At 59.5% G+C, this 25,230-nt stretch carries 27 protein-coding genes and 1 pseudogene; 19 read left to right on the top strand and 9 right to left on the bottom strand.

Going from position 1 to position 25,230, the window contains the following annotated elements; all coding sequences use genetic code 11:
• Positions 1-130: 130 nt before the first annotated feature.
• The 4 genes and pseudogenes from istA to ACVTFQ_RS26085 all read left to right on the top strand — a co-directional run bounded on the left by istA (position 131) and on the right by ACVTFQ_RS26085 (position 3,408).
• Positions 131-1,645: an IS21 family transposase gene (gene istA / locus ACVTFQ_RS26070; protein WP_113178755.1), complete on the top strand. Its 1,515-nt coding sequence runs from the start codon at positions 131-133 to the stop codon at positions 1,643-1,645.
• On the top strand, positions 1,642-2,484 hold the full coding sequence (istB, locus tag ACVTFQ_RS26075; RefSeq protein ID WP_113178757.1) for an IS21-like element helper ATPase IstB: 843 nt from the start codon (positions 1,642-1,644) through the stop codon (positions 2,482-2,484). The genes istA and istB overlap by 4 nt, the downstream gene beginning before the upstream one ends.
• 315 nt (positions 2,485-2,799) lie before the next feature.
• Positions 2,800-3,144 (top strand): annotated as a pseudogene (locus ACVTFQ_RS26080) (OmpA family protein); the annotation flags it as partial.
• Between the two features lie 75 nt (positions 3,145-3,219).
• A complete protein-coding gene (locus ACVTFQ_RS26085) occupies positions 3,220-3,408 on the top strand; it encodes a hypothetical protein (RefSeq protein WP_146618521.1) in 189 nt (62 codons plus the stop codon).
• Between the two features lie 188 nt (positions 3,409-3,596).
• On the opposite strand, the gene ACVTFQ_RS26090 is transcribed toward ACVTFQ_RS26085, so the two are convergent.
• On the bottom strand, positions 3,597-4,673 hold the full coding sequence (locus ACVTFQ_RS26090) for an ABC transporter ATP-binding protein (protein WP_470424211.1): 1,077 nt from the start codon (positions 4,671-4,673) through the stop codon (positions 3,597-3,599).
• A gap of 98 nt (positions 4,674-4,771) precedes the next feature.
• Between ACVTFQ_RS26090 and ACVTFQ_RS26095 the strand changes: the two genes are divergently transcribed.
• The 7 genes from ACVTFQ_RS26095 to ACVTFQ_RS26125 all read left to right on the top strand — a co-directional run bounded on the left by ACVTFQ_RS26095 (position 4,772) and on the right by ACVTFQ_RS26125 (position 11,408).
• Positions 4,772-5,449, top strand: coding sequence for a GntR family transcriptional regulator (locus tag ACVTFQ_RS26095; protein WP_470424212.1), 678 nt, complete (start codon positions 4,772-4,774; stop codon positions 5,447-5,449).
• Entirely contained in the window at positions 5,446-6,429 is a 984-nt protein-coding gene (locus ACVTFQ_RS26100) for an alpha/beta hydrolase (protein ID WP_210208059.1), read from the top strand. Before ACVTFQ_RS26095 ends, ACVTFQ_RS26100 begins: the two co-directional genes overlap by 4 nt.
• A gap of 23 nt (positions 6,430-6,452) precedes the next feature.
• Positions 6,453-7,655 carry an ABC transporter substrate-binding protein gene (locus tag ACVTFQ_RS26105; protein ID WP_111563929.1) on the top strand — a complete coding sequence of 401 codons (1,203 nt, stop codon included), beginning with the start codon at positions 6,453-6,455 and terminating at the stop codon, positions 7,653-7,655.
• Positions 7,656-7,719: 64 nt separating this feature from the next.
• Complete coding sequence (locus ACVTFQ_RS26110) at positions 7,720-8,643, top strand: carbohydrate ABC transporter permease (RefSeq protein WP_111563930.1); 924 nt, start codon at positions 7,720-7,722, stop codon at positions 8,641-8,643.
• Complete coding sequence (locus ACVTFQ_RS26115; RefSeq protein WP_112436026.1) at positions 8,640-9,473, top strand: carbohydrate ABC transporter permease; 834 nt, start codon at positions 8,640-8,642, stop codon at positions 9,471-9,473. Before ACVTFQ_RS26110 ends, ACVTFQ_RS26115 begins: the two co-directional genes overlap by 4 nt.
• Before the next feature lie 61 nt (positions 9,474-9,534).
• A complete protein-coding gene (locus ACVTFQ_RS26120; RefSeq protein WP_470424213.1) occupies positions 9,535-10,416 on the top strand; it encodes a sugar phosphate isomerase/epimerase family protein in 882 nt (293 codons plus the stop codon).
• Positions 10,413-11,408 (top strand): Gfo/Idh/MocA family protein, encoded by a 996-nt coding sequence (locus ACVTFQ_RS26125; protein ID WP_112989373.1) that lies wholly within the window; start codon positions 10,413-10,415, stop codon positions 11,406-11,408. Before ACVTFQ_RS26120 ends, ACVTFQ_RS26125 begins: the two co-directional genes overlap by 4 nt.
• 639 nt (positions 11,409-12,047) lie before the next feature.
• On the opposite strand, the gene ACVTFQ_RS26130 is transcribed toward ACVTFQ_RS26125, so the two are convergent.
• Both ACVTFQ_RS26130 and ACVTFQ_RS26135 read right to left on the bottom strand, forming a co-directional pair.
• Entirely contained in the window at positions 12,048-12,380 is a 333-nt protein-coding gene (locus ACVTFQ_RS26130) for a hypothetical protein (protein WP_470424214.1), read from the bottom strand.
• A gap of 481 nt (positions 12,381-12,861) precedes the next feature.
• Complete coding sequence (locus ACVTFQ_RS26135) at positions 12,862-13,212, bottom strand: RT0821/Lpp0805 family surface protein (RefSeq protein WP_470424215.1); 351 nt, start codon at positions 13,210-13,212, stop codon at positions 12,862-12,864.
• Between the two features lie 989 nt (positions 13,213-14,201).
• Between ACVTFQ_RS26135 and ACVTFQ_RS26140 the strand changes: the two genes are divergently transcribed.
• Positions 14,202-14,486, top strand: coding sequence for a hypothetical protein (locus ACVTFQ_RS26140; RefSeq protein ID WP_470424216.1), 285 nt, complete (start codon positions 14,202-14,204; stop codon positions 14,484-14,486).
• 73 nt (positions 14,487-14,559) lie between these two features.
• Here ACVTFQ_RS26140 and ACVTFQ_RS26145 read toward each other — a convergent pair whose 3' ends face one another.
• Positions 14,560-14,808 carry a hypothetical protein gene (locus ACVTFQ_RS26145; RefSeq protein ID WP_112950591.1) on the bottom strand — a complete coding sequence of 83 codons (249 nt, stop codon included), beginning with the start codon at positions 14,806-14,808 and terminating at the stop codon, positions 14,560-14,562.
• Positions 14,809-15,085: 277 nt separating this feature from the next.
• On the opposite strand from ACVTFQ_RS26145, the gene ACVTFQ_RS26150 reads away from it, so the two are divergent.
• On the top strand, positions 15,086-15,340 hold the full coding sequence (locus ACVTFQ_RS26150; protein WP_146618522.1) for a DUF736 domain-containing protein: 255 nt from the start codon (positions 15,086-15,088) through the stop codon (positions 15,338-15,340).
• 369 nt (positions 15,341-15,709) lie between these two features.
• Here ACVTFQ_RS26150 and ACVTFQ_RS26155 read toward each other — a convergent pair whose 3' ends face one another.
• Positions 15,710-16,093, bottom strand: a complete 384-nt coding sequence (locus ACVTFQ_RS26155) for a PAS domain-containing protein (RefSeq protein ID WP_470424606.1) — start codon at positions 16,091-16,093, stop codon at positions 15,710-15,712.
• A gap of 6 nt (positions 16,094-16,099) precedes the next feature.
• Here ACVTFQ_RS26155 and tnpA point away from each other — a divergent pair, with 6 nt between their 5' ends.
• The 3 genes from tnpA to tnpC are packed head-to-tail and all read left to right on the top strand — an operon-like array spanning position 16,100 to position 18,496.
• Positions 16,100-16,519 (top strand): IS66-like element accessory protein TnpA, encoded by a 420-nt coding sequence (tnpA, locus tag ACVTFQ_RS26160; protein WP_470424217.1) that lies wholly within the window; start codon positions 16,100-16,102, stop codon positions 16,517-16,519.
• The gene (gene tnpB / locus ACVTFQ_RS26165) at positions 16,500-16,853 is read left to right on the top strand and encodes an IS66 family insertion sequence element accessory protein TnpB (protein ID WP_470424218.1); all 354 of its coding nucleotides are present in this window, start codon (positions 16,500-16,502) and stop codon (positions 16,851-16,853) included. The genes tnpA and tnpB overlap by 20 nt, the downstream gene beginning before the upstream one ends.
• Before the next feature lie 53 nt (positions 16,854-16,906).
• Positions 16,907-18,496 carry an IS66 family transposase gene (gene tnpC, locus ACVTFQ_RS26170; protein ID WP_470424219.1) on the top strand — a complete coding sequence of 530 codons (1,590 nt, stop codon included), beginning with the start codon at positions 16,907-16,909 and terminating at the stop codon, positions 18,494-18,496.
• Between the two features lie 222 nt (positions 18,497-18,718).
• On the opposite strand, the gene ACVTFQ_RS26175 is transcribed toward tnpC, so the two are convergent.
• Both ACVTFQ_RS26175 and ACVTFQ_RS26180 read right to left on the bottom strand, forming a co-directional pair.
• A complete protein-coding gene (locus ACVTFQ_RS26175; RefSeq protein ID WP_181459301.1) occupies positions 18,719-18,946 on the bottom strand; it encodes a hypothetical protein in 228 nt (75 codons plus the stop codon).
• A gap of 2 nt (positions 18,947-18,948) precedes the next feature.
• Positions 18,949-19,308, bottom strand: a complete 360-nt coding sequence (locus tag ACVTFQ_RS26180; protein WP_470424220.1) for a DUF983 domain-containing protein — start codon at positions 19,306-19,308, stop codon at positions 18,949-18,951.
• 279 nt (positions 19,309-19,587) lie between these two features.
• Here ACVTFQ_RS26180 and ACVTFQ_RS26185 point away from each other — a divergent pair, with 279 nt between their 5' ends.
• Positions 19,588-20,964, top strand: a complete 1,377-nt coding sequence (locus ACVTFQ_RS26185; RefSeq protein WP_470424221.1) for an aminotransferase-like domain-containing protein — start codon at positions 19,588-19,590, stop codon at positions 20,962-20,964.
• A 328-nt stretch (positions 20,965-21,292) separates the two neighbouring features.
• On the top strand, positions 21,293-21,985 hold the full coding sequence (locus tag ACVTFQ_RS26190; protein ID WP_470424222.1) for a DUF72 domain-containing protein: 693 nt from the start codon (positions 21,293-21,295) through the stop codon (positions 21,983-21,985).
• Positions 21,986-22,177: 192 nt separating this feature from the next.
• On the opposite strand, the gene ACVTFQ_RS26195 is transcribed toward ACVTFQ_RS26190, so the two are convergent.
• On the bottom strand, positions 22,178-22,795 hold the full coding sequence (locus tag ACVTFQ_RS26195; RefSeq protein WP_111563942.1) for an outer membrane protein: 618 nt from the start codon (positions 22,793-22,795) through the stop codon (positions 22,178-22,180).
• 518 nt (positions 22,796-23,313) lie between these two features.
• On the opposite strand from ACVTFQ_RS26195, the gene ACVTFQ_RS26200 reads away from it, so the two are divergent.
• Positions 23,314-23,721, top strand: a complete 408-nt coding sequence (locus ACVTFQ_RS26200; RefSeq protein WP_111563943.1) for a hypothetical protein — start codon at positions 23,314-23,316, stop codon at positions 23,719-23,721.
• Positions 23,722-23,863: 142 nt separating this feature from the next.
• On the opposite strand, the gene ACVTFQ_RS26205 is transcribed toward ACVTFQ_RS26200, so the two are convergent.
• Positions 23,864-24,172: a hypothetical protein gene (locus tag ACVTFQ_RS26205; protein WP_112436019.1), complete on the bottom strand. Its 309-nt coding sequence runs from the start codon at positions 24,170-24,172 to the stop codon at positions 23,864-23,866.
• Positions 24,173-25,230: the final 1,058 nt, after the last annotated feature.

Genomic DNA, 25,230 nt, shown 5'->3' on the forward strand with positions numbered 1-25,230 from the left:
GGTGGGCGTAACGGAGTGAGGGCGTAGCCCGATCGAAGTTATGCCCACCACCCGTGGCGCAAATTCAGGCATGCCTTGCGCCTGTGATCGCGGTCAATCTGGCGATTTTCCATAACCGGAGAATCACTTTGTGCCAGGTCGCCATGTAAACGATCATCAAATGAGGCTTTTCATGAAGTTACGTCAAAATCATTCCGTCACGGTTGCTGCCGCAAAAGCCGAGATCGGCCGCACGACAGCTTTCCGGATCGAGAAGGATCCGCGTCTGCCATCTCAAAAAACAAAACCGCGAGAGCGCCGGCGTCCGGATCCACTGGCCCATATCTTTGACGCCGAGATCGTGCCGCTGCTTCAGGCTGCGCCCGGAATACGGGCGGTGGCGATATTCGAGGAGATGTTGCGCCGCCACCCGGAGCTTGGGGACGGCATTCGTCGGACGATGGAGCGGCGCATTCGCTCCTGGCGCGCTGTGCATGGCGCAGAGCAGGAGGTCATCTTCCGGCAGGTTCACGAGCCCGGCCGGTTGGGCCTTTCGGATTTCACCAACATGGATAGTCTGGAGGTCACGATCGCCGGCCAGTTGCTCGATCATCTCCTGTATCACTTCCGCCTTGCCTATTCCGGCTTCGAACATGGTCATGTCATCCTCGGCGGCGAGAGCTTTGTCGCCCTGGCGGAAGGGCTACAAAACGCCCTGTGGTCCCTTGGCGGCGCGCCGCATGACCATCGCAGCGACAGCCTGTCGGCGGCGTTCCGCAACCTGACTGCCGACGAGCAGGAGGATCTGACGCGTCGATACGAGGAACTTTGCGCTCACTATCACATGAAGCCAACGCGCAATAACAAAGGCATCGCCCACGAGAACGGCTCGATCGAGAGCGTGCACGGGCATATCAAGGCAGAGATCCGTGATGCGCTGCTCATGCGCGGCAGCAACGACTTCGACGATCTTGCCGCCTACCGTGCCTTCATCGATGAGATCGTTAGCCGCCGCAATGCACACAATCTCAAGCGTATCGAGGCAGAAAGACCTCATCTTCAGGACCTGCCGCAGCGCAGGACGACAGACTTCGAGGAGGTGGTTGTCAGGGTGATGCGCACCGGCGGCTTCTCGCTGCGCAAAGTCTTCTACAGTGTGCCTTCCCGCTTGATCGGTCATCGGCTACGGGTGCGCCTCTTCGATGACCGACTTGATGTGTTCGTCGGCGGCACCTATCTCATGACGCTTTCCCGAGGGCGGGGACATCCAGATGGTCGCCACAGCCAGGTCGTCAATTACCGGCACGTCATTCACTCGCTCCGTCAGAAGCCGATGGCGCTATTGCGGCTCGTCTACCGAGACCAGCTCTTCCCGAGGCTGGAATATCGGCAAACCTTCGAGGTCTTGCTGGAGCGGCTGACCGACAAGCAGGCCTGCAAGACCATGGTCGAGATCCTGGCGCTGGCCCATGAGCGAACCTGCGAACGCGAACTGGCCGAGCAACTGGCCAGAACGTTGGATGCCGGCGAGCTTCCCGATATGGCTGAGTTGCGAAAGCACTTTGCGCCCGACCCCGCCGCCTTACCCGTCGTCTCCGTCCATCTGGCACCGCTAAGCGGCTACGAGGTCCTTGTCAGCGCCGACCAGGTGGGAGAACGCGCATGACCAATCCCAATGATATCGATGCTGGCCGTCTGAGCATTATGTTGAACGAGCTTCGCTTGCCGGCGATCAAGATGCTTTGGGCAGACTTTGCCCAACAGGCCGACAGAGAGGGTTGGCCCGCGGCCCGCTTCCTATCGATTATCGCCGAGCATGAGCTTGCCGAACGTGACAGACGCAGGATCGAACGCCATCTGTCCGAGGCCAGGTTGCCGCCGGGCAAAACGCTCGACAGCTTTGCCTTCGACGCCGTGCCGATGATCTCCAAAGCGCAGATCATGGCGATGACGGCGGGAGATAGCTGGCTGGCGAAGGGGGCTAATGTTCTCATGTTCGGGCCGCCGGGGGGCGGTAAAAGCCATCTTGCGGCAGCCATCGGCTTGGCGCTGGTCGAGAACGGCTGGCGCGTGCTCTTCACCAGGACGACGGATCTCGTTCAAAAGCTCCAGGTCGCGCGACGCGAACTGCAACTGGAATCCGCCATCAACAAGCTCGACAAGTTCGATCTGCTTATCCTCGACGATCTTGCCTATGTCGCAAAGGATCAGGCTGAGACCAGCGTCCTCTTCGAGCTCATCTCGGCACGCTATGAGCGGCGATCTATCCTGCTGACCGCAAATCAGCCCTTTGGCGAATGGAACAAAGTTTTTCCAGATCCCGCCATGACGCTCGCCGCGGTGGATCGCCTCGTTCATCACGCCACGATCTTCGAGATGAACGTCGAGAGCTACCGTCGCCGCTCAGCTATGGAGGCAAAACGGCAACGCGGGCGGCCTCCAATCTACGCGACAATCAACGAGGCTACACAGATTGACGCTCCGCGACAATTAGAAGAGCAATGACCGCTTGCCAGCGTCAATCACGCTGCTAAACTCCCACTGTCCGCGACACAACAGTCCCATCTAGATTGTCGCGCGAGTTCCTTCCAGATTGCCGCGCTATAGGTCGTTGCCAAAAAATTGGTCGGCGGACGGATTTTTGATCGCGAACCCAAGCGCTTCCCGGTCGCCAGACCCACGTCGCGACAGCGCGGGGTCAGCCCATGCCGCGATGAGCGATTACCGCGAACTCGATGAACCCCCGCCCTTTGCGGCGATGGACGATACGGGGAGGCGCTCCGGGCGATACCTGATCCGACGCGGGTCGGCTCCCACCTGCGCTACAAGGTCGACGTCGTCGAGGTGATCGGGCACACTGACGAGCAGCGCGTTGCCAGAGGCACGTCAAACCAGGACGATGCCTCGATCGGTGTCATCGACGGCCGACTCCCGGTCGACGCTCTCCAGCCGGCCGATAACGCCGGACTCGGGCTTGCCGGGCAATCGCGGTTGCAATTGTCTTGAAGGCCAATGCAAACCTAAAGGACGTCACGGTGTCGCCGATGTCGGCGGCCCAGCTTGTCGTCTGAGGTGACAGCCCACCGCGGGACAAGCAGGGATGTCCAAGAGCGTCGACGCATTGAAATCCGGATACGCGGACGGGCGGAACCGCTCCAGCCCTGATCTTCGAGCCGGAACCATTTGGCCGCGGCGTCATTTTGGTGTGGAGATTTCACGTCGCGCCAACGGAGCTTGAAAATGTCCCATGCTAATAGTGGCAGCACTCGATCGACTACCACCGGAACAAAGTCTTCCAACCGACAGTTCGCTCAAGGCGGCAATCCAGACTACGGCCAGGCAACGCCCAAGGCTAGCAATGTTCCCGAGAACCGTGAGGTCGATGACCTTACGCTGATGATGCTGCAGGCGAGGGAAGGGCGCGCCTAGGCCATTGCGCATGCCACAAGCCCCGTCCAAAGCTGGGTGCAAGAGGCTCATGCGAGGCATGTCCCGGCTGGCCAGTCCGCGCAATGGGACCAGCATCATGATGCACGCTCTGAGAGTTTCTTCCACAATTCCCTGTGGTAGGTGAATAAGAGCATATGCGCCCGACGCGGCGGCCCTACCTTCTTACCTCACCCCGACAACCTCGCTCCGTTGCTCGCGTCGAAGAGGTGGATGTTCCCGCTTGCGCAGCTGAAATGCATCGTGTCGCCGACAGTGAGCTCGCTGTTTCGCGGAAACTCGACGCTCAACATTTTCGAGTGGCCGATTTCGACGTAGCCGTAAGTCTGGCTGCCCAGTCGCTCGGCGACCATCAACTCACCGCTGAACCAGGCGTCCTTTTCGGAACATAGATTGAGATCTTCCGGCCGGACGCCAACAACAACGTCCCGGGTCGAGGGTGCTGACGCACCGGGCAACTGAAGCGGTAGATGCCGGCCAAGGATCTGAACGCCCGCGCTATCGGCTGCCAGCGTCGCGGGTATCGTATTCATGGTCGGGCTGCCGATGAAGCGGGCGACGAAGAGGCTGGAGGGCTTGTGGTAGAGATCGAGCGGCCTGCCGATCTGCTCGACGACGCCGGCGTTCATGACGACGATGCGATCCGCCAGTGTCATCGCCTCGACCTGGTCATGGGTGACATAGACGGTCGTTGCCTTCATGCGGTTGTGCAGCTTTGCGATCTCGAGCCGCATCTCGACACGGAGCGCGGCATCGAGGTTGGATAGAGGCTCGTCGAACAAAAAGGCCGCGGGCTCCCTGACGATCGCCCGGCCCATGGCGACGCGCTGGCGCTGTCCTCCGGAGAGTTGGCCTGGACGCCGCTCGAGATAATCGGCGATCTTCAGCACATCGGCTGCCTGTCCCACCCGGCCCGATATTCGATCGTCCTTCCCGCCCCGCATTTTCAAGCCGAAGGACATGTTCTCGCGGACCGTCATATGCGGATAGAGCGCGTAGTCTTGAAACACCATCGCGATATTGCGCTCGGCCGGCGCCAGGTCGTTCACGCGTGCGCCATCGATGATCAGGTCGCCTCCGGATATCTCCTCCAAGCCGGCGATCATCCGCAGGAGCGTGGATTTCCCGCAACCGGATGGTCCGACCAACACAAGGAACTCTCCGCTCCTGATGGTCACGTCGATGTCGTGAATGACCTTCAGCGCGCCGTACGACTTTTCAATTTTTTTCAGTTCGATTCCGGCCACATGTTCCTCCCAGATCGAAATTTCTGACTTGACGCTCATTATCGAGATCAATATCGATAATGATACTTGATTAGATTGGCAACTCTTCGGACCAGCACATGGCATATTTTCCTCCCAGGCAGACAGCGAGCAGGCCGGCAAAGGCGGGGGCCGCCTTCGATGCCCTGAAGCGCGACATCATGCTCGGCGTACTGGAGCCAGGCACGGGGCTCACCGAGCTGGATCTGGCCGCGCATTTCCAATGCAGCCAGGGCACCGTTCGCGAAGCGTTGCTGCAGCTACAGGAGGAGGGACTCGTGTTGCGAAAGGGGCGGCGAGGCACGCAGGTCTCGGAATGCACCGAAGACGAGGCGATCGAAATGTTCCGCCTTCGCCAGCAGATCGAAGGAAACGGCATGGCGCGTGTGATGCGGGCGCCGAGCCGGACGTTGATCAGGGATCTGAACGAGCTGTTCGAGAAGATGGTGTCGGCGGCAAGGATGGGTGACGAACTGGAGCTGGCCGCCTTCGACAGGGATTTCCATCGCCGCATTTTCGAGGACGCAAACCTTCCGGCCCTCGACCCGATCCTGCATCGCTGCCTTGTTCATAACCATCGCTTCAAGATTTCCCGCAGCCCCGCGGCCCGGGATCTTGCCGCAACGGCGGAGCGCCATCGCAGCATTATCGACTGCATCGAAAGCGGCGACGCGCTTCGAGCCACCAAGGCAATGCAGCATCACATCGCGACGATTGTCGATCTTGCCCCCGAGGTGTTTCCGGAGGCGACGCAGTGAGCTCGTCAGTGGATTTGTCGGGAGAACTGTCCGAGGAGTCGATCGCCTTGATCGAGGCGGTTTACCTGGAACTCGGTGCTCTGCCCGATCCGACGACGCTGCCGCCCGCTGAAGGGCGTGCTCAATCGCTCGCCGCAAACGCGCGGTGCAATACCGATTTGCCGAGAATGGATTTCGCCGGCGATGTCTGGGTGGACGAAGACGCGAGCCTGGGAGCGGCGCGGACCCGTCTCAAGGTGCTGGTTCCGCGAGACGCTCGCCCCGGTGTCATTCTTTTCATCCACGGTGGCGGTTTCGCCTTCTGTTCACCCGAAACGCACGAACGTTGTGCACGGGTGCTCGCTGTCGAGAGCGGAATGCCCGTGGTCCTGCCGGATTACCGGTTGGCGCCGGAAGATCCGTTTCCCGCCGGGCTCAAGGACGTCGTCTCGGCGCTGCGAAGCGTCCTTGCCGCGACGAAGGAGGCAGGCGTCAGGAGCGGGCCGGTTCTGATCTCGGGTGACTCGGCCGGGGCGAACCTCGCATTGGCCGCGATGCTGCACGAGCAGGCAACCGGCGGAGCCAAGGCCGATGGCGCCTTGCTGTTCTACGGAAATTACGCCCGCTCGTTCGAGACCCCGTCCTATATCCGGTTCGAGAATGGCCCCGGCCTGACGCGGCCGAAAATGCAGCGTTACTGGAGCTTTTATGCCGGCGGGCAGGCGATTGACGGCAATCCCCTGGCTTGCCCGCTGATGGCTGACGATGCCGACTTGGCGTCGTTGCCTCCGCTTTATCTCATGGCGGCGGCCGTAGATCCCCTGCTCTCCGACACACTTGAGCTTGGCCGGCGCCTTTGGGCGCTTGGCCGTGACGACGAACTGCAAATCGTCCCGGGCGTCATGCACGGGTTCTTGCAGAACACTCGTGAACTGGCCGCGGCGCGGGAGGCGCTTCATGCGGCGGGAAATGCGGCAAGGCTTCTGACCGGCCGCCAATAGCGTTATAATAAGAGGAGGAAGGCATGAAAATTCTGAAGACTTTGGCGCTCGGCGCCGCCTTGACTGCTTCGGCCGCCTTTAGCCAGGCCATGGCGGCGGAGACCGTCCGTTTCTGGTACCATTTCGACAATCCCGCCAATCCGATGTCGGATCTGGTGAAGAAGTTCGAAACAGCGAACCCGGATATCAAGATCGAAGCGGAAAACGTTCCATGGAACAGCTATTACGACAATCTCTACACGTCGATCGTGGGCGGCAACGCGCCTGACGCCGCCATGGTGAAGCTGTTCGCACAGCCGAGGCTCGTCGAGATGGGCGCGCTGGAGCCGCTCGGCGAGCGGATCGATGCCTGGAAGGGCAAGGCCGATTTGCTCGACAACCTGCTCGAGCTGAACAAGGGACCTGACGGCCAGCAGTATTATCTGCCGATCCAGTATGTCGTTCTCTACCTCTATTATCGCACCGACCTCTTTCAGGCCGCGGGCCTGAAACCGCCGACCACCTGCGAGGAGTTCAGGGACGACGCGATCAAGCTGACGAAGGCACCGGATACCTACGGCTTCGGACTGCGTGGGGGGAAGGGCGGATGGGACCAGTGGGGCTCGTTCGTCATGTCGCAAGGCGCTGAACTGAAGCCGGGCGGTCTGACGACCCCGGAAGCGATCACTGCCAACCAGTGGGTTGTCGACCTGTTCCAGAAGGACAAGGTCATCCCTCCCTCGGCACCGAACGACGGCTTCCAGGAAATCATAGCCGCCTTCAAATCCGGAAAGACGGCCATGACCATCCATCACATCGGATCCTCCAAGGATCTCGTGGCGGCGCTGGGCGATAAGGTATCAGCCGTGCCGGTGCCGAAGTGCGGCAAGGGACAGTGGACATCCTACGGCGATGAATCGCTGGCGATCTTTTCGTCGTCGGCGGTGAAAGATGCGGCATGGAAGTGGATTTCCTTCCTCGCAGAGGGCGAAAACAATGTCGCGTTCAACAGTGCGACCGGCCAGATGACCGTGACCAAGAGTGGTTCGGCGAACTGGAAACTGCATGAGCGCCGCTTTGTCGACGCGACGGTGCAGTCGCTGCCCTTCGCCAAGGTACTGCCGCAGACGTCGGCCGTGACGGAGTTCGTCAACACCGCGTGGCAGACGAACATGCAGCAGGCTCTCACCGGACAGATCACCGCGAAGCAGATGATGGAACAGTTGCAAACACTCTTCGCCGAGTAGTCCATGGGCGACGGCTCCGGTTTATTCCGGGGCCGTCCACCGCAGTTCGTCCCCGGAGCCGATCATGTCCTTATCGACGACCTCTCCCCCGATGCGCCGAAGCCGAATCCAATGGCGTTCGGAACGCGTACTTCCATACATGCTCTTGGCGCCGGCCGTCTTCGTCACGCTCGTCATCGTCTTCATGCCTATGATCCAGGCGGTATGGACGAGCTTCCACGATCTCGTGCTCTTCAGGCCGAATGCCAGCAAGTTCGTCGGCTTCGCAAACTATGTGAAGCTGTTCAACGATCCTGTCTTCTGGGTGGCGCTCTGGAACACGATCATCTGGATCGGCCTGACCGTGCCGCTACAGATGGGGCTCGGCCTGTTGACGGCGCTGCTGCTCAATCGCGAATTTCCGTGGCGAGGTCTCGCCCGGGCACTGATCATTATTCCCTGGGCTCTGCCGAGTGTCGTCATCGCGCTCATGTGGCGCTGGATCTACGATCCGAATACCGGCGTACTCAACGACATCCTGATCTACCTCTCGATCGTCAAGGCAGCGGTTCCGTGGCTTGCCGATCCCAATGTCGCGATCTACGCGATCATCGCCACCCTGACCTGGCAGGGATTCCCGTTCTTCGCGGTGATGATCCTCGCTGGCCTGCAGGGAATTCCGAAAAGCCAATACGAGGCGGCGTCGATCGACGGTGCGTCTCCGTGGCGTCAGTTTCTTCACATCACCTTGCCCGGGATCGCACCGGTTCTGGCGACTGCCGGGTTGCTCCGGGTGATCTGGGTCGCCAATTCGATGGACGTGATCTTCGTTATGACCGGCGGTGGGCCGGGCTACGCAACGCATACGTTGCCTCTCTACGCCTTTATCAAAGCGCGCCAGAATCTCGATTTTGGCTACGGAACAGCAATCGCCGTGACCTTCACCCTTTTCCTCGGCGCATTCGTCGCCGTCTATCTGGCCCGGACGATGCGGGAGGTGCAGAAGTGAAAAAACCCGGAACCCTTCGGCGCATCCTGACGACCGACGTGCCGGTCGCGTTGCTGGTGATCTTCGCAATGGCGCCGTTCGCCTGGATGATCCTGACGTCCCTGACGCCGACCGCGGCGCTCAACGCCAACGGAGTGTCGTTGTCGCCGGCGGCATGGAGTGGCGACAACTACGTCAGGCTTTTCGAGCAGACGTCGTTTCTGAAGAACATGATGGACAGCCTGATCATCGCCGGTGGGACTGTCGTCGTCGGCCTGATCGTCTCGGTCACGGCGGCCTATGCCTTCTCGCGGTTTCGCTTTCCCGGCCGGAAATTGTTGATGCTCCAGTTCCTGCTGATCAACATGTTCCCGATCGTGCTCCTTATTCTTCCGCTATTCGTGCTGATGAGAAAGTTCGGAATACTGGACACGCATCTTGGCCTGATCCTTGCCAACGCGACCGTCGCCATTCCTTTTGCCGTCTGGATGCTGACGAGCTATATCGGGGCGATCCCGAAGAGCCTCGACGAAGCGGCGATGACCGATGGTGCCTCGCGGCTGACGGCGTTGCGGAAGGTGGTGCTGCCGCTGACCATGCCGGGGATCATCTCGACAGGCATCTATATCTTCATCACCGCCTGGAACGAATATCTCTACGCCCTGACGCTCGGCGGCCGAAACGTGCGCCCCGTCACCGTCGCGATCCAGACCCTGATCGGAGAATACCAGATCGAGTGGGGTCTGCTCGCGGCGGGCGCCGTCGTCGGCGCCATGCCGGCAACCATCCTCTTCCTTCTCGTGCAACGGCGCCTGATCGGCGGCCTGACCCAGGGGGCAGTCAAGGGCTGATGTCCATCGATTCTCCATACGGTTCGAAAGTTCGAACCCCGCTCTTAGAAAGGAATGGCGAATGAACCCGATCGGGTTGATTTCAATGCAATATGCGCGACCTTTCACAGCCGAGCATTTTCAGCTGTTTGCGAAGATGCGCGAACACGGGTTTGATTTCGTGGAACTTCTCGTTCCCGAGGTCGGTGAGCTCGACATCAAGGAGACGCGCAAGGCACTTGAAGACGCCGGGCTGGGCGTAGTGCTCGCAGCCCGCGTCAACCTCCAGCGCAATCTCGCATCGGCCGAGATCAAGGCTCATCGGTCCGGGGTCGAATATCTCAAATACACGATCGATTGCGCCGCGGGGCTCGGCGCGAAGATCGTCGGTGGGCCGCTGACCGGCAATCCCCTGGTATTCGCGGGCCGACCGCCGCAGCCTGTCGACGAAACCGAGCGGCTGGCGCGCAAGGATCGCTGCGTCATGGGGTTGAGGGAGGCGGGGGACCATGCCCGCAATGCCGGCGTTTCCCTTGCGGTCGAGCCGCTCAACCGGTTCGAAAGCGACGTCCTTTGCACGACGCAGCAGGCCATGGAACTGCTCGACGCTGTCGATCATCCCGCCGTGAAGCTTATGCTGGACACGTTCCACATGCACATGGAGGAGAGCTCGCTCGCCGAGGCCATCCGACTCGGTGGTGATCGCATCGTGCATTTCCAGGCGAACGAAAATCACCGCGGCTTTCCCGGCACCGGCATGACCAACTGGGTGGAAGTCTGCCGGGCGCTGCACGAGGTTGGCTATACTGGCCCGATATCGCTTGAGCCTTTCCGACGTACGGACGACCGTTTCGGCGTGCCCTTCGCTCAGTGGCGCGCACCCCACGAAGACGAGAGCGATCGCCTCTCGGCATCGAGCGCCTTCATGAAATCCCACCTCCTGCTTACGGAATATCGTCGATGACCATGAAAATCGGTTGGATCGGTTGCGGCATTCACGCAACACAAATGCTTCTCCCGCAGCTCGTCCGTCATGACGTACAGCTGATCGGACTGTGCGATATTGACGGCGCGCGCCTGAAGAGCGCCGGCCGCCAGTTCGGCGTCACCAATCTCGTGACCGATGTCGAGGATCTGCTGCGCACGCCTGGCCTCGACGCCATCGGCATGGCGGTTGGCCCGGACCAGCATCTGGCCTTCGGCAAGGCGGCGCTTGAGAGGGGCTTGCCCGTCTTCATGGAAAAACCGCCATCGGGAAGCGCGGCAGGCGCACGCGAACTGCTGGCCGCCTCCGAGAAGGCGAGGAAGCCGCTTCTGCTGGGCTTCATGAAGCGATACTCGATCGGCAACCGGATGGCTGCGAACATCGTCAGATCTGGCCGTTTCGGTGAGGTGATGGGACTAACCGGCTATTATATGACGGCGCCCGGATACTTCGCCGGAAACGTCGATTACACCGGCTTCTTCCTGCACCACTGCGTCCACTATATGGACCTTGTTTCATTCCTCGTTTCGCCCGTGCGCGCCATTACGGCCCGCAAGGTCGAGAAAACGCCCGGCCGCGTGCTCTTCCATGTCGGGTTCGAATTCGAATGCGGAGCGATCGGCAACATTGCGATGGGGACCATTCAGTCCCGCGGAACGCCGGTGGAGCGTATTGAGTTGATGAGCGATCACCAGAGAATTGAGGTCGACGACGTGATCGAGATCAAATGGCACCGCAATCCCCCATTCAAGATCGACGACCTAGGCGCGACGCTCAAGGACGATAGCGACACGCTAACGTGGAAGCCAAACTTCACCGCGGCGGCAAATGAAGATCCGAAGGGTTATCACTCACTACTGGCAGATGTTGTTCCCGCGCTCGCCGGTGCATCAACTCCGGCGCCTGGTATTGCTGACGGAGTAATCGCAATGGAACGGCTGGAGACGCTTCGAGCAGCTCTCGACATCTAAGCTCAGGCTTAAATCGATTTGATCCGCGATACAGATTCTCTGTTCGAGGCTCCGATGGACGAATTGTTTTCGCTGAGCGCATATGCTTCTTTCGAGCCTGGTTAGTTTGCCTTTCGGTAAGCAGTTGAACATCAGCCTCTTCTCCGTGGCTTAGATATCAACGGCCGGCGCATTCGTTCGCAATTCTCGCTTCGGCCCGGCAGCGGAGATTTTTCAACGGCGCCACGACAGGGGCTTGTCCATTACCTGCTTGCAACCAACGGCATTGAAGTAGCCGCACGTCCCGCCGCTCCTTGGGTCGAAGCAATATCAAACGAGCCAATCGGCCGCCCGACCCCATGTCATAGGCCTCGACCGATAAGACAGACCATTCCTGGTGCCCTGGCATCATGAGGAGAACGCCCATCAGAGGCGGATGGGCCTCGGCGAGAGATGCCTCCCTCGGGGTCGTCCAATAGGTCCCTATCTCGTCTTCAGCCCATGGCTTCTTGATCGGCGTCCTGGTCATCGCCAGCATCCTTTCCTGTTCTTTTTATGTTCTCCTTCTTGCCGGAGCCAATATCTTGATGAGGACAAGACCCGGACGCCTCTGGAGGAGAGCTCCGTCCGGGACCGTACCAACACGAACTCGATGCTTTGCTAGACCGCTCCGCTCCCTAAATACAGTTGCACATGAATGTTTAGCGTCGCGAGGAGGATAGGATGCCGAATAATGCTTGGAATGCACCAGTTGCCGTCGATTTCCCGCACCAGGAGCGGAAGATAGTTGGCGGTCCGTTTGAAGCCATGACGTGCCTTATCGACCGATGGCCCAATATGAGTGGTCTCAAGTTTCTGCGCGCCCGCATGGCATGCAAGGCTGCGCTGGACGGCCGCATGAGCGCGGATGCCGCCCGCGTGATTTTCGTGGAAGCCGTCGGCGAGGCGGGTGGCAAAGCGCACTGAACTTACCGTGCCCGTGGTCAACGCCATCTTGATGGATCTTCAAAGGTGAGAGTCCGCTGGTTTCGTGAAGAAAATGGCGGACTTTTCGATATCACATCCACCGAGCGCGGCCCCGTCCCGATCATGACATCTTGACGCAGAACGAGTGAGAAAAAAGCGACCTGCGGCGTCCAGGGCGCTTCAGCTCTGGGGAGTTGCAGCTGGTGCGGAGGCAGCGCCGGTTAACACGAAATCTTCAGACGGGATTGTATTTGCCCAGTCGCGGGACGAAATATGCCGCGGCACGATCGCGGATGGCGATAGGAAGAATTTTCGCCGTCGAGGAAATCGCGCGGCGCTGGCTTTTTCCGGCGCAGTCTATTCGCTCCGCCGAAGCGACCTCAAATAAACAGGGCGGGTGTATCGGGAAGTGGGGATGAGGTCGCCGGCGGCTTTCGAGCTTATCGCGTGATCGGTTGCGTGAGCCGGATACCCTCCGCCCATGTCTTTTACAATGCGGGAAATCCGACTAGCCATTGATTTTCCAATGGTTGTTACCCGAGGGGCAGGCGATGCCGTCCAACGTTGAACTTCCTGTGATCGTCTGATGCGTGCTGATGAATTGCCTGCAGCCTTGCCCCCCATCCAGGACAGGTCCGACTTGCTGAATGACGCCAGCGCTGCCAGTTGAAGGGTTCGCCCAGGCCAAGGGGTGCAAGCCAGCGTCGGAACGTCCAACCGTCTCGGCGATCACCGCTTGATCAGTTTGGCGCGGGGCTTGGGGCTGCGTCGTTGAGGCCGTGACAAGTGGCTCGGTCGTCGAGCAAGCGCTCACCAAGATGAGAACCGGAAAACTCAGGCAGCGCCAAACTCTAAGCATGCATTTTCCATTTCACATCACACTGCTGGCCACCATAGCGGCCTAGCCATTACCTAACGGTTACCGACCCGTAAATGTCCGCGCGCCAAAAGAAAAACATTCAAGGATCGAAAGTATGCCCTCCGCCGGAGAGCAGGTCGACATCATGGTGACAAGAGTGAGTGCCACCGTGGTTCCCACCCACTCGCTAACATGGCCATGAGAGATCGGCGGCGTCCACAAGGTGATCGACGGCCAATCCTCCCTGGAAAGCGTCTTGCTTGCCGCGCGCAAAGCCTCGCGAACCTTGATACCTCGAAATCCTTCGGCATGGAGCCAGTGGCGGGACGCGGCTAAACCGCGGGCGGCGTCAAGAGCCTCTCGGAAAACCCTTTTATCGCGTTCTTGACGAGGCTATGGATTGCCCTTGGCCACCGCGCATTCCTCATTGACGCGTGGCGAAGTCGACATCGTCCGACAGACCCGGGACCCGATTTTCAGCGACCAAGGTCGGGTTCCCGAATGGCCTCGATCAAGACGAGGGTACGCTTTCGTACGGCGACCTATCTACGTCTTCGGCGTTTCCTTTATAGGAGGATGTCATTATGACCCAAGATCAGCCCAAACGCCGAAGGTCGTTGAGCCAGGCTCAGCGGGTGGAGGCGCGCGACAGAACCGATGAAGTCGCACGTGGGACAATCGAGGAAGAGCGTCGCCGACGTGAAGCTAAGACGCTGCGCCTGCGGGCAGCGCGGATGCAAGCGCAAGAGCGCCAAGATGGCACGGCGACCGAAACTGGAAACCGCACCTCGCCGTGAGGCCCGCCTTTCACGGTTTTGACGAGACGAAACTTGAAGTCCGGAGGGTTCGCGCTAAATCCCCAATTGAATTGTTTCCGACGATCTTCACGGAGGTCAGGAGGTCGTCGTTGAGGCAGGGTCAAGGTCGGGCGCGAGAGATCCGCCCGACCTTGCCATTTTCGAAACAAGCGCTTCCAGAAAGCCTGGAGAATGTCCGAAGATCTCAAACCATCCTTGATGACACCGCGGGAGATCACCGCTGTCCTAGTTAGATTCGGGAAATTGTTGGATGGGTTCGCGTTGCAACTTCCGACTGATAAGAATTTGCTCGCCAAGCTGGTCAGGGACGCCGCCGCCGCCATCAAGGACCTTGCGCACGACGTGGGTAGCGGCGATCCGGATATCGCGGTCGAAATCGTGAAATCGGCCGCGCGCTTGGTCGCCGCGATACGCGAGCAAGTCACGAAATCTCCCCCAGGCGTGACTATCCATTGATGGTTGTCCAAGCCATGGATCGGTCCGGGTCGGTGGCCCCCGGTAACATCAAGGGGTCAATTTCCACCTCCGTCTAACGACCGATCAGATCGCTGTCACGAGTACCACTCGCGAGGTCGTGCAGCGCCTGCGTGTCCTCCGGATCATATTCCGCGGACATGATAACGGTCAAAAACGCCGCCCGTGCTATGTCTTTCTTGGAGGCATTGGGGTGCCTTTCCTTGACCGCTTCAATCAACGCTTTTGGCTTCATACCGGGAACCGCCAATTTTCTGATCGTCTCGGCCACAAACTCTGTTTCTCGAAGCTTCTTCTCGCGCATCCTGTCTCCCTAGGTTACGGGGTGATACTAGGGGAAGGTCATGTGAGATTTTTGACGCCCCATTCGCTAGCCGATGGGCATGGCCGCATGGCGGTCCTTCTCGGTCTTGCCGGTGCCATGTTCGATCGCCACTTATGGAGGCAGGGCCGCCACGTCCGGGAATTGCCTAAACCAGAAAAGATCATCGGCACGGGTGAGGCATCGCGACCCAGATTGGTTCGCAGCGTCCGAGAGGATTGCCCTGACGCTCATGCCGCGAGACAAAAAAAGGAGCACCATGCCATTTAAACCACGCAGCGGCGACGTTTGCCTGTTTGAAAATGAAAAAGCCGGACACGAGGACGCACCTGACCACCGGGGTTATTTCGTGGCGCACCGCGACATCAAGGCGGGAGAGAAAATCCAGTTCGTGTTATGGTCCGGGCGAAAGGGCAGCGCTCGGTCGTTCGGCGGAAGGATCGACGAACCGTCCTCGACCATCCGCGCAAAGGCTGTTCCAACCGACCTGTTCGGCAACCCCGTCTCCGAATGAAGCCTCGGGACGATCAGACGGCGGTCGTGGCGATGAGAACCGCTTACGGACGTTTTCGGGATGGCCTGGCGATTCCGCGAGGACGCTCAGTGACCGCGCGGCTCGGCCAAGGCGATTAGGCGCTCCTTGATGCTCCTCATAGTGACAAGAGACAACGAACGCCTGGGCGTGCGTGCGCCATCGGGTCTCGCGCAGGTTAACCCCGACGCCGCGACCGGAAGCTGCGATACGATCTGTTTCGAGGATCCATCAGCCGTTCACGCGGGACCTGTCATGCCGCGCTCGCCCCGGCGCTAGCAGACCTGGTTCCTCGGTTTTCCGACTTGGCGCGTCCTAGGGCAGGTAGCTTTGGCGTGGTAACCAACGAACCTAGTTCAGGAAATGAGCACTCGTTGCCTGAGCGGGGACAACAATCCCCGAGTACAGCACCGCGACACCTTCCGGGCCACGAAGGGCCTTGCCGTAAGCGGCAAACAAGCGGAAATCTCCGTCGTCCCCCTGGACGCGGTAGGTGTCTTGTTGCGGGATGTCCGCGATAATTGCATCGCTGATTACTTGCGCCAACCGGGGTCGGTCGTCCCGATGCACTCGAGACAGGTATTCCTCGAGTGGAAGCCCTCGTTTGGTTTGACGCGGATCCAGGCCAAAAAGTTGCGAGGCCGAACGTGGGACAAACGTAAGCGCGAATTTCCATGCGCCTTCTGAAGCGCAGTGCTCTGATGCATGAAGTGTCCACCAAAAATAGGTGGACACCAAATCATGGACGATGCTCTTAAACTGCAAGTGCGGCTTGTTGGCCGCGACGGCCGCCGTCGATATGACCCTGCTTCTCGTGATCAGCTCGTCGCAGCGTGTTTAGAACCCGGCGTTTCGGTCTCTCGGCTAGCACGGGAATACGGTGTGAATGCCAATCTCGTTCGTAAGTGGATAAAGAAGGCCCTGGAGCAGCGTCCTTCGCCATCGGTCTCGGCCTTCGTTCCAGTTCAGATTGCTCCATCTATGCGGCCGGGTTCTGGCGGCGATTTACTGACGAAGAGCGTGGCGGTGTGCAAGCCGTGTCATGCATCCAAGGTGAGCGCACTCCTGCCCAACGGGATCAGCCTGACCGTTGAGTGCGACGATGAGAGTGGACTGATCGCAATCATAGGAGCGTTGGGTCATGTTCAGACTGGGCGCTGATCTGAAGGTCTACCTCCATCGGGAGCCGATCGACTTCCGCGCGGGCATCAACAGCCTCGCGGTCCTGGTGCAGGAGACGATGTCGATGGATCCGTTTGCTCCTGCGGTGTTTGCCTTTTGCAATCGGCGTCGTGACCGGATGAAGTTGTTGTTCTTTGATCGGTCCGGCTTTGTCATGGTGCTGAAGAAGTTGACGGAAGACAGGTTCCGCTGGCCCCGCCGAGAGACTGCGGTGGTGATGCTCTCGACCGAGCAACTGCACTGGATCCTCGACGGCATCGATATCGACGCGATGGTGCGCCATCCGGTGCGGCAATATCAGATCGCCGGCTGAAGATGGCGAATTGAGCTGTTGACGCGCGGGGGCGGTTCAGATTCAAGAATCTGATGACTCGGGCCAGCGAACCAAGCGTTGCAGAACTGATGGCGCAGTTGGCGGCAAATGCCGCCGAAATCGCTGCGCTCAAGGTTGAGAAGGAAGCGCTCTCGCAACGGGTCGTCAAGCTGGAAGAAGAACTGGCGCTCGCAAGGCTGCATCGATTTGCGCCGCGCAGCGAAAAGCACATTGACCGCCTCTTCAACGAAGCCGAAGAAGCCGCGGACGAGAGTGATCGTGATTATGGCGACGACGTTGCCGACCTCCCGGATACAGGCCTGCCAGCAGTCGATAGCGCCGTGGGTAAAAAGCGGGGTCGCAGACCTCTACCAGAAGACCTGCCGCGCGAGCGTGTCGAATACGACCTTGCTGACGATCAGAAGGCCTGTCCGTGCTGCAACAACCAAATGCATCGCATGGGCGAGGCCGTTACCGAGCAGCTCCATATCGAGGTCAAGGCAAAGGTCCTGCAGAATGTGCGGTTCAAGTACGCTTGCCGTCATTGCGACCGCACCGGGATTAACACGCCTGTCGTGATCGCGCCTATGCCGAAGCAGCCTCTGCCGGGCAGCATTGCTACCGCCTCGACGCTCGCCTTCGCGCTCGTCCATAAATACGTCGACGGCACACCGCTCTACCGCGTGGCGCAAACATTCGAGCGAGCCGGCGTACCTATCAGCCGGGGTACTCTTGCTCACTGGGTGATCGGTTCGAGCGAGAGGCATCTGCATCGTATCTACGATGCGCTGAGGCTGAAGCTTCAGTCGCAGCCTCTCATTCATGGCGATGAGACGACGGTTCAGGTGTTGAAGGAAAAGAACAAGGAAGCCACCAGCACGTCGTACATGTGGGCGTACCGCAGCAGCGAGGACAGTGACGAGCCAATCGTGCTCCTCGACTACCAGCCGGGCCGCGGTCAGGTCCACCCTCAGACCTTTCTCGGCGACTACCGCGGCATATTAGTGAGCGATGGCTACACAGCCTGGCGCACATTGCATGGCGCAACCCATGTCGGATGCATGGCTCATTCACGGCGGCGCTTTGTCGAGGCTCTCAAAACCAGGAAGAATGGAGGCGGACCGCCGGAGCAGGCGCTCCGGTTCTTCGAGCAGCTCTATCGGATCGAAAAGCAGGCACGAGAGAGCAAGCCTAACGCCGGTGAAACGCAGGCCGATTGCGTTCGCCGTTTCCGGCAGCAGCACAGCCTACCTGTACTGAACGCACTCAAGTCATGGCTCGACAATATCGCGCCGAAGGTCGTGCCGGATACCAAGCTCGGCGATGCCGTGTCCTACACCCTGAACCAATGGGGTTATCTGGCGCGCTACATCAACGACGGTAGGATGCCGATCGATAACAACGTTCTGGAACGTGACATTAGAGTTTTTGCGACCGGAAGAAAATCGTGGCTGTTCAGCGACACCGCTGACGGAGCCAAGGCCAGCGCTGTGATTTACAGCCTCATGCTGACCTGCCGCGCCTGCGGCGTCGATCCGCTCGCCTGGCTGCGCCACGTCCTCACTGAGTTACCTCAGCGCGAAGAAACTGCCGGCATTGGCGACTTACTTCCGTTCCGCTTCTCCAAAACCCCCGCCAATTGATGGACCGGGATATCGCTTCGCAAATGCGGCCGGTGCGGTGATGCCGCCTACGTCAATGTGCATCGAAAATCGCGCTTACGGACAAACGTGACATCCGATGGCGGAACTATATTTGCCACATGCAAACCCTAAATCGGGTACCAGGGCTCGCCCGCCTGGCGGGATCAAGCAGGCACGGCGGCTTCGACATTTTCCGCCAGACAACGCCTGTCCGCCACGCGCTCAGGGATAACTCAGATCCAGACCGAGCATGTTGCTCAAGACGAACGCGAAGAGAACCACGGTCAGGAGCGTCAATAGGAATGCGCCAGCAACCTTTCCGCCCATGCGCAGCAGAGCCCGCGTCCCGCCTTTCTCGCCCTGGTCGTAATGCCATTTGATTGCATAATACATTGCCACGCCCAGCGCGAGCGCCTTGAAGGTTCCAAGGGCTATGGGTATCCACTCCATGATCAAGACTCCATGCGCATGCGCTCGCGCGTCCTGGCTTCATCCGCGGACGCCGAAAACTTCCAGCTGGGCTTTCGTGTAACGACGAACGGCCCTATCGCGGCGACCGTGGGGGCATCGTCGCGGTCAGGGGTCGCGCGTTCCGGCGCTTCCTTGGCGCGTGAAAGCCAAACCTTCAGCAGTCGCAAGGGCAGGATGCATGCGACAAATACAGGGGGTAGGGCGACGCGAAGGTGGGTCCACGGGGACGGCGCGTAAACGACCTGGATACGCATCGCCAGCGCCGCCGCGGCCAGGCCGATGAAGCAGTAAACACACAGCGCCAAATGATCCCATGGCTGGGAGGATGCCCGCTCGTTCATCGGCGATATCGGCGACCGTTCATAACTCATGGCTCGACTTCCACTTATTGATGGGATGCTGCTTACATACATTCTCCGATCAAAATCGCATATTATCCAAATTGTCGCAGCTCGTTGAACGGGGGGCGATGTTCGGCCGATCAAAACGAAAATCCCGCCAGCTCGCCCTAAAATTGGCGAAAGGCGGGTGCCCGAACCTGCGTCCCCGGTAGTTCGCTTGACAAGGCTTTCCATCTTAGATCCATATATTACGGAATTGATTGGATCACGATGGAACCGATGGCAAAAACGACATGGGCACCGCGGCTAGACAACAGCGGGGGACCGATTTACCTCGCCATCGCCGACGCGCTCGCGGCTGACATCGCCAGTGGACGTCTCGCGCGAGGCGATCGTCTTCCAACGCAACGCAAGCTCGCCGATGACCTCGCCATCGACTTCACGACGGTTAGTCGGGCATACGCGGAAGCTCGCGGCCGCGGCTTGATCGAAGGACGGGTTGGTCAGGGAACCTATGTCACGGCAGGCCGGAGCCTTGCATCGCGCGCCGAACCTTCGGGTCTGGTCGACATGACCATGAACCTGCCACCTCGTTTCGCCAACAGCTCCATCGAGCAGCGTATGTGGGAGGCGGTTGGCGACCTACGGGATCGTGGACTCGATTTGCTGATGCGCTACCAAGAGCCCGGAGGCATCATCGACGATCGAGCCACCGCTGCCTCCTGGCTCTCGCGCAGGCTGCCTGATGTCACTCGTGATCGCGTCCTCGTCACGGCGGGCGCTCAAGGAGCTCTCCATGCGGTTCTGAGTGTTCTCGTGGAACCGGGTGACACGGTTTGCGTGGAGCATTTGACGTATCCAGGTTTCCGCGCCGTCGCGTCACACCTTAGGCTCAAGCTCGCTCCGTTGGAGATGGACAATCATGGACTTATCCCGGAAGCGTTCGCGAGAGCATGCAAGGCAATGAAGCCGAAGGCATTGTATTGCATGCCGACCCTGCACAACCCGACCACACGCACGATGCCCCTGGCGCGCCGCCGAGAGCTGGTCGAGTTGGCGCGAGTAAACGATGTTCCGATTATCGAGGATGATGCCTACGGTTTCCTGGCTCCCGACGCGCCAACACCGCTCGCCGTGCTCGCGCCGGACAGCGTCTACCACGTCGCGAGCCTGTCCAAGTGCCTGTCTCCCGCCTTGCGCGTTGCATACATCGCGGTACCTGAGGGGCGAGCCCATAGAGTCACCAACGCCATCCGCGCATCCGCCTCCCTGGTCTCGCCTCTCACGAGCGCAACGGCTTCTAGATGGATAGAGACCGGCCTGGCGGATACCGCGCGCAAGGAAATCATGCGGGAAACCGCCGCGAGGCTGCGCGTCTTGCCTGAAACGTTATCCACCTTTGCCGAGACTTCCCCTCAAGGTTTCCATGTCTGGCTAAACGTGCCGGAGCCCTGGAACAGGGGTGAACTGGTCTCAAGATTGCGTTCGGTTGGGATTGGCGTCGTGGCCAGTGACGCGTTCGCGGTGGTGGACGCTCCAGAGGCCATTCGGCTTGGCCTAGGCGCGCCCGCCACCATCGAGGAATTGCGACGGAGCATGACAGTCCTCGCGGACCTCCTGTCCCAGCAGCCGGCCATTTCCATGACGGTGGTATGATCCAAAGGTCGTCGCGGTCATGGCTGGAGCGCGCGTCGATTTGAAGCTGCGCCCACGCGGACGACATTGCAGCGTTAACGTCGCGCGCGGGATAGCTCATCCACTACCCAAACCTCGCGACGTCGGTTAGCCGACGCTGACGCGATATCCCGTTTCCTTCCCCGTGTTGGGAAGAGCTGCTTGCCACGGGATCAGCTCACGCTGATCTCGGAATCAATTTTTCCTAGACGTTCCTCGCTTTAGGGCCAGGGACCTGGGTGGATTGCGGAACCTTGAAATCATCCTCGTCGTTTCAGTCTGGTGATTGCGAGCTAGAGAGGAGCACGATTTGCCGATCATCGCCACAGCGGGCTGGTCCATTCCCAAAAATGTCGCTGGCAGCTTCGAAACGGAAGGAAGCAATCTCACTCGATATGCCTCGGTCTTCAACGGTGTCGAGATCAACTCAACCTTCCATCGCAGGCACAGGAAATCGACCTTCGCGCGATGGGCCGCCGCCGTTCCGGCCCGCTTCAGGTTCGCGGTCAAGATGCCCAAGACGATCACCCACACCCACGCGATGAAAGACGTCGCCAAGCCGTTCAGGACCTTTCTTGAGGATATCGCGCCGCTCGGGGAAAAACGCGGGCCGCTCCTTTGCCAACTGCCGCCATCGCTGCCGTTTGATGCTGGTGTTCTTGATAGCGCGTTCCAGGCAATCCGGGATTGCTGTGACGGGCCGATCGTCATCGAGGCCAGGCACAAGAGTTGGGCCGCGGCCGAGGCACTGGAGCTATTGAAGGCCTATGCGGTTGATCGGGTTTTCGCCGATCCCGCCCTGGTCTGGGAGGCGGGGGAATTCGAAGGGGCGCCGAGATACTTGCGCCTGCACGGCAAGCCAAAAACCTACTATTCCAACTATACAGCGAACGAGATTAGGTCATTCTCGGGCATGGTGGCGTCGGACGGCTGGTGCGTGTTCGACAACACGGCCTCGGGAGCGGCGATCGAGAACGCGCTCACCATGCTTGGTGACCTGTGAAGTTCCAAGCCAATCCGCATTGGTTCCCAACAAATTGGTGGATGCTGGGAGGGAGCCCCGCGACCGGCGCATGACAAGGCGATGTCGCGTCATCGGAAAGAAAGACTGGCGCCACCACGACGGCACCCTTGAATTTACGAGCCGCGAACAAAAAGCCCCGCGGGAGCGGGGCTTTATGTCGCCATGGGAGTTTTAGAACTTCACGCCGAGGCCTATCTTGACCACATGCTGATCGGCATCGACATCGAAACCAAGCAGATCCTTGCTGCCGTAGTCATTGTACCGATACTCCACGCGGCCAAAGACGTTGTTCGTGAACGCGTAGTCCAAACCCGCGCCGACGGTGTAACCGTTGAATGTCTTCGTTTCCTTGTCAAAGCCAGGAACGTCCACGAATCCACGCGTCGCGGTCCACCCAGCGGCGCCATAAATCAGCGCATTATCAAATGCATAGCCAACACGGGCACGCACGGCGCCAGACCAATCGCTCCCGACATTGGCGCCCAGGAAGTCCTTGTCGTTCCAGTTGTATTCAACATTGCCCTCGACGCCCAAGACGATGCTATTGTCGAGCTGCCAGTTGTAGCCGACGAACCCGCCGAACATGCCGCCGTTAAAGTCTTCCGAATCCGATAGCCCGCCGGCGGAGAAATCACCGTTCAACCAACCGGCACCGCCGTCGATACCGAAATAAGGACCGCTCCAAGTGAAGGCTGGGGCGGTTGCGACAGGCTGCTCAACCAAATCCGCCGCGAAAGCCGTGGTGCCCGAGGCAAGAACGAGCATGGCCGCGACAAGGAACTTCTTCATGACGCTTCCCCTACTAAACACTGCGCTAAACCTAAGGTATTTCGAGGCGAATGTCTGTAGCGACAATGCAACAGTGGGTAGAGCAAGATGCCGAAGACACGCTCCCGTTAATCGCTATTCCGGCATGAGCCAGGGAAAGCGGCGACAACGGCACCGCCGCGGCCGTTAGCCAAGGGGAAGTAGCCCTGTGGCCGCCCCTGGCAAAAGCTGGACGAAGTATCGATCATCAAGCGTGATCGTCCGTCTTACCCGCCGCGCCAGCTCGATCAGGCCAAGGCACCATATCTCGCAGCAGCCTCTCCAACGGCTACCTTCGAACTCGTCACTAATCCGATCGCCGAAAACTGCTCGCCAAGCGATTGCTACACGTGGGCCTTCCACCAACCCATCACTTCGCCACTCTCCGCTCGAAGGCACCATGCACGTCCCATGCGCGCAGAGCGAATGGAACAAAAGCGAGCCCAGCGACGTAATCCGTCATTGGAAGCGCCGGCCAACCGCTCGCAGGGAGCAACATCATGCCAATCAAGAAAGAACACCGAACCCTTACCGACCACGCGGCTAAGATTGGTGAACCCGTACCTCGCGGCATAGTCGACACGAGCACGGCCGAAGTTGGGGTTCCGATTGAGCCAGGTTTCGACGCTAAAGACGAGATTGGACAACTCCGGCGGCAGGTGGAAGCGTTGCATGAACAGGTTTTCAATCTCGCTGGCACAATGAAGAGCGGCGCTCGCCACGTTGCCCGCCAGACGGAAGCGACGGTCAAGCTTCACCCTCTCTCAACACTGATCGCGATCGCCGCCATCGTGGGCACCGTCGCCTTCACGGTCGCTGGCGCGAAGTCCTTGCCGAAACGTTCGCGGTACGACAAAACGTTGGACGATTTACGCGATGCCTATGGCCGGATGCGCGAGAGATTTTAACGCGCCATCATGGATGGGTCGCACAAGAAGTCCCAAGTACGGAGTTCGTCATCCTTTTCGCGGGGGCTAACTGTGGAAACGGCTGAAGCGCGAATTGGAAAGCCGCCATCTTTACGATGACGGCTTTTTCGACGGCGGCGGCTCAGTTATTGTGGGCCGCGCAAGCTTCGTCTTCTGGCGTGGCGTTGCTCTTGCCACCCTGGGTTTGAAGTTTGCCGGTTCCAGCGCTGCTCGCCGGATTGGCGCACTTCGTTTTGTCCATCTTCATTGTGCTTCCAGTGGACGTCTTATCGACTGCTTTTGGTTTCTTCATGTCAGTGTTGGCGCCGCCACCGGTATCACCGTGGTTCTTGTCCATCGTCGATCCAGCCGGCGCTGGGTTGGACTGAGCGAAAGCCGCCGTTGACATGCCAGCCACGAGGATTGCCGCGGCGATCATCTTCATACGCATTGTGTTTCCTCCTCAGGATTTTGCGTGATTGACAGCGGCATAACAACGGCTCGGTCACGTTGTTCCACGCTCAAGGGGAAATCTGCTCACCGACCACTTGATTTCCAAGACGCCCTCGGGCGGTACAGGCAAGATGATGGGACCCGCCGCGATTAGCGGCCAAAGGAACCACGTTGGCCGCACGTCACTTGTTTAAGCGGTCGCAATGAGGAGCATTTACGATTCCGGTTCTCAGACCATCCGAAAGAAAACAAGGTGGCGTCAGGACCGCCTCCATCACAATGAACCGCAAGTTCAAGCTGATCACCCGAGGAGAGCCACGTTGATAGCTCATGGGCATCAAAATCAATTCCATCCGAGCCGCTCCCGATTGAACTTGGCGGTCTTGCCCGCCGATCGCTTGAGCGCTCGCTCTCAATTCAATTTCGCGAATGACCACCGCCCGCGGTGGCGACGCGGCGGGAGATCCTCGTGCTTTGAAAAAAAGAACCCCGCTTCAAGCGGGGTCAGGGGTGCTGCCCGGAGCAGCGGACGGATTGATCCTAGCACTGTCTCACTCCGCTTCAAGGACTTTTCGAATACCCGATGGCTTTCGCTATTAAAGCGTGGATTTTGGAGCCAATGAAACGCACCATGCCGCTGGTCCCCGAATTTCATCAAACGGTGAAGCGCCGGCTACCCGCTCCAATTCCCTGACCGCGAATTGTCAGCGGCGAGTGAGTTCCAACATCATCGGCGATGCGCCTCATCAACATGTCCGCCATTTTCATCGCGGGGTTTGCGATCACCGGAGTGTCGCCGCAGATAAATTGAAGGCGAGGGGTGTGGAGAGCCGGGAGAGTTACAGGGGCTCGAGGCCCTCCACGTGTCGGGAAGTGTTGAGACTATCTCGACGGCGGCGAAACATTCGGTACGTCGAAATGTTCCGTTAGGCCCGGAAATTCCAACGGCAACGGCTATTAGCGGCCGGGCGAAATTGACGGGTGTCGTCGTCGAATAGGCGGACCCGCAAGAGAACACGTTTGACGAATATGATGCTCGTCCTTGATGGCTAACAT

The organism is Rhizobium sp. O111, from assembly GCF_055616315.1.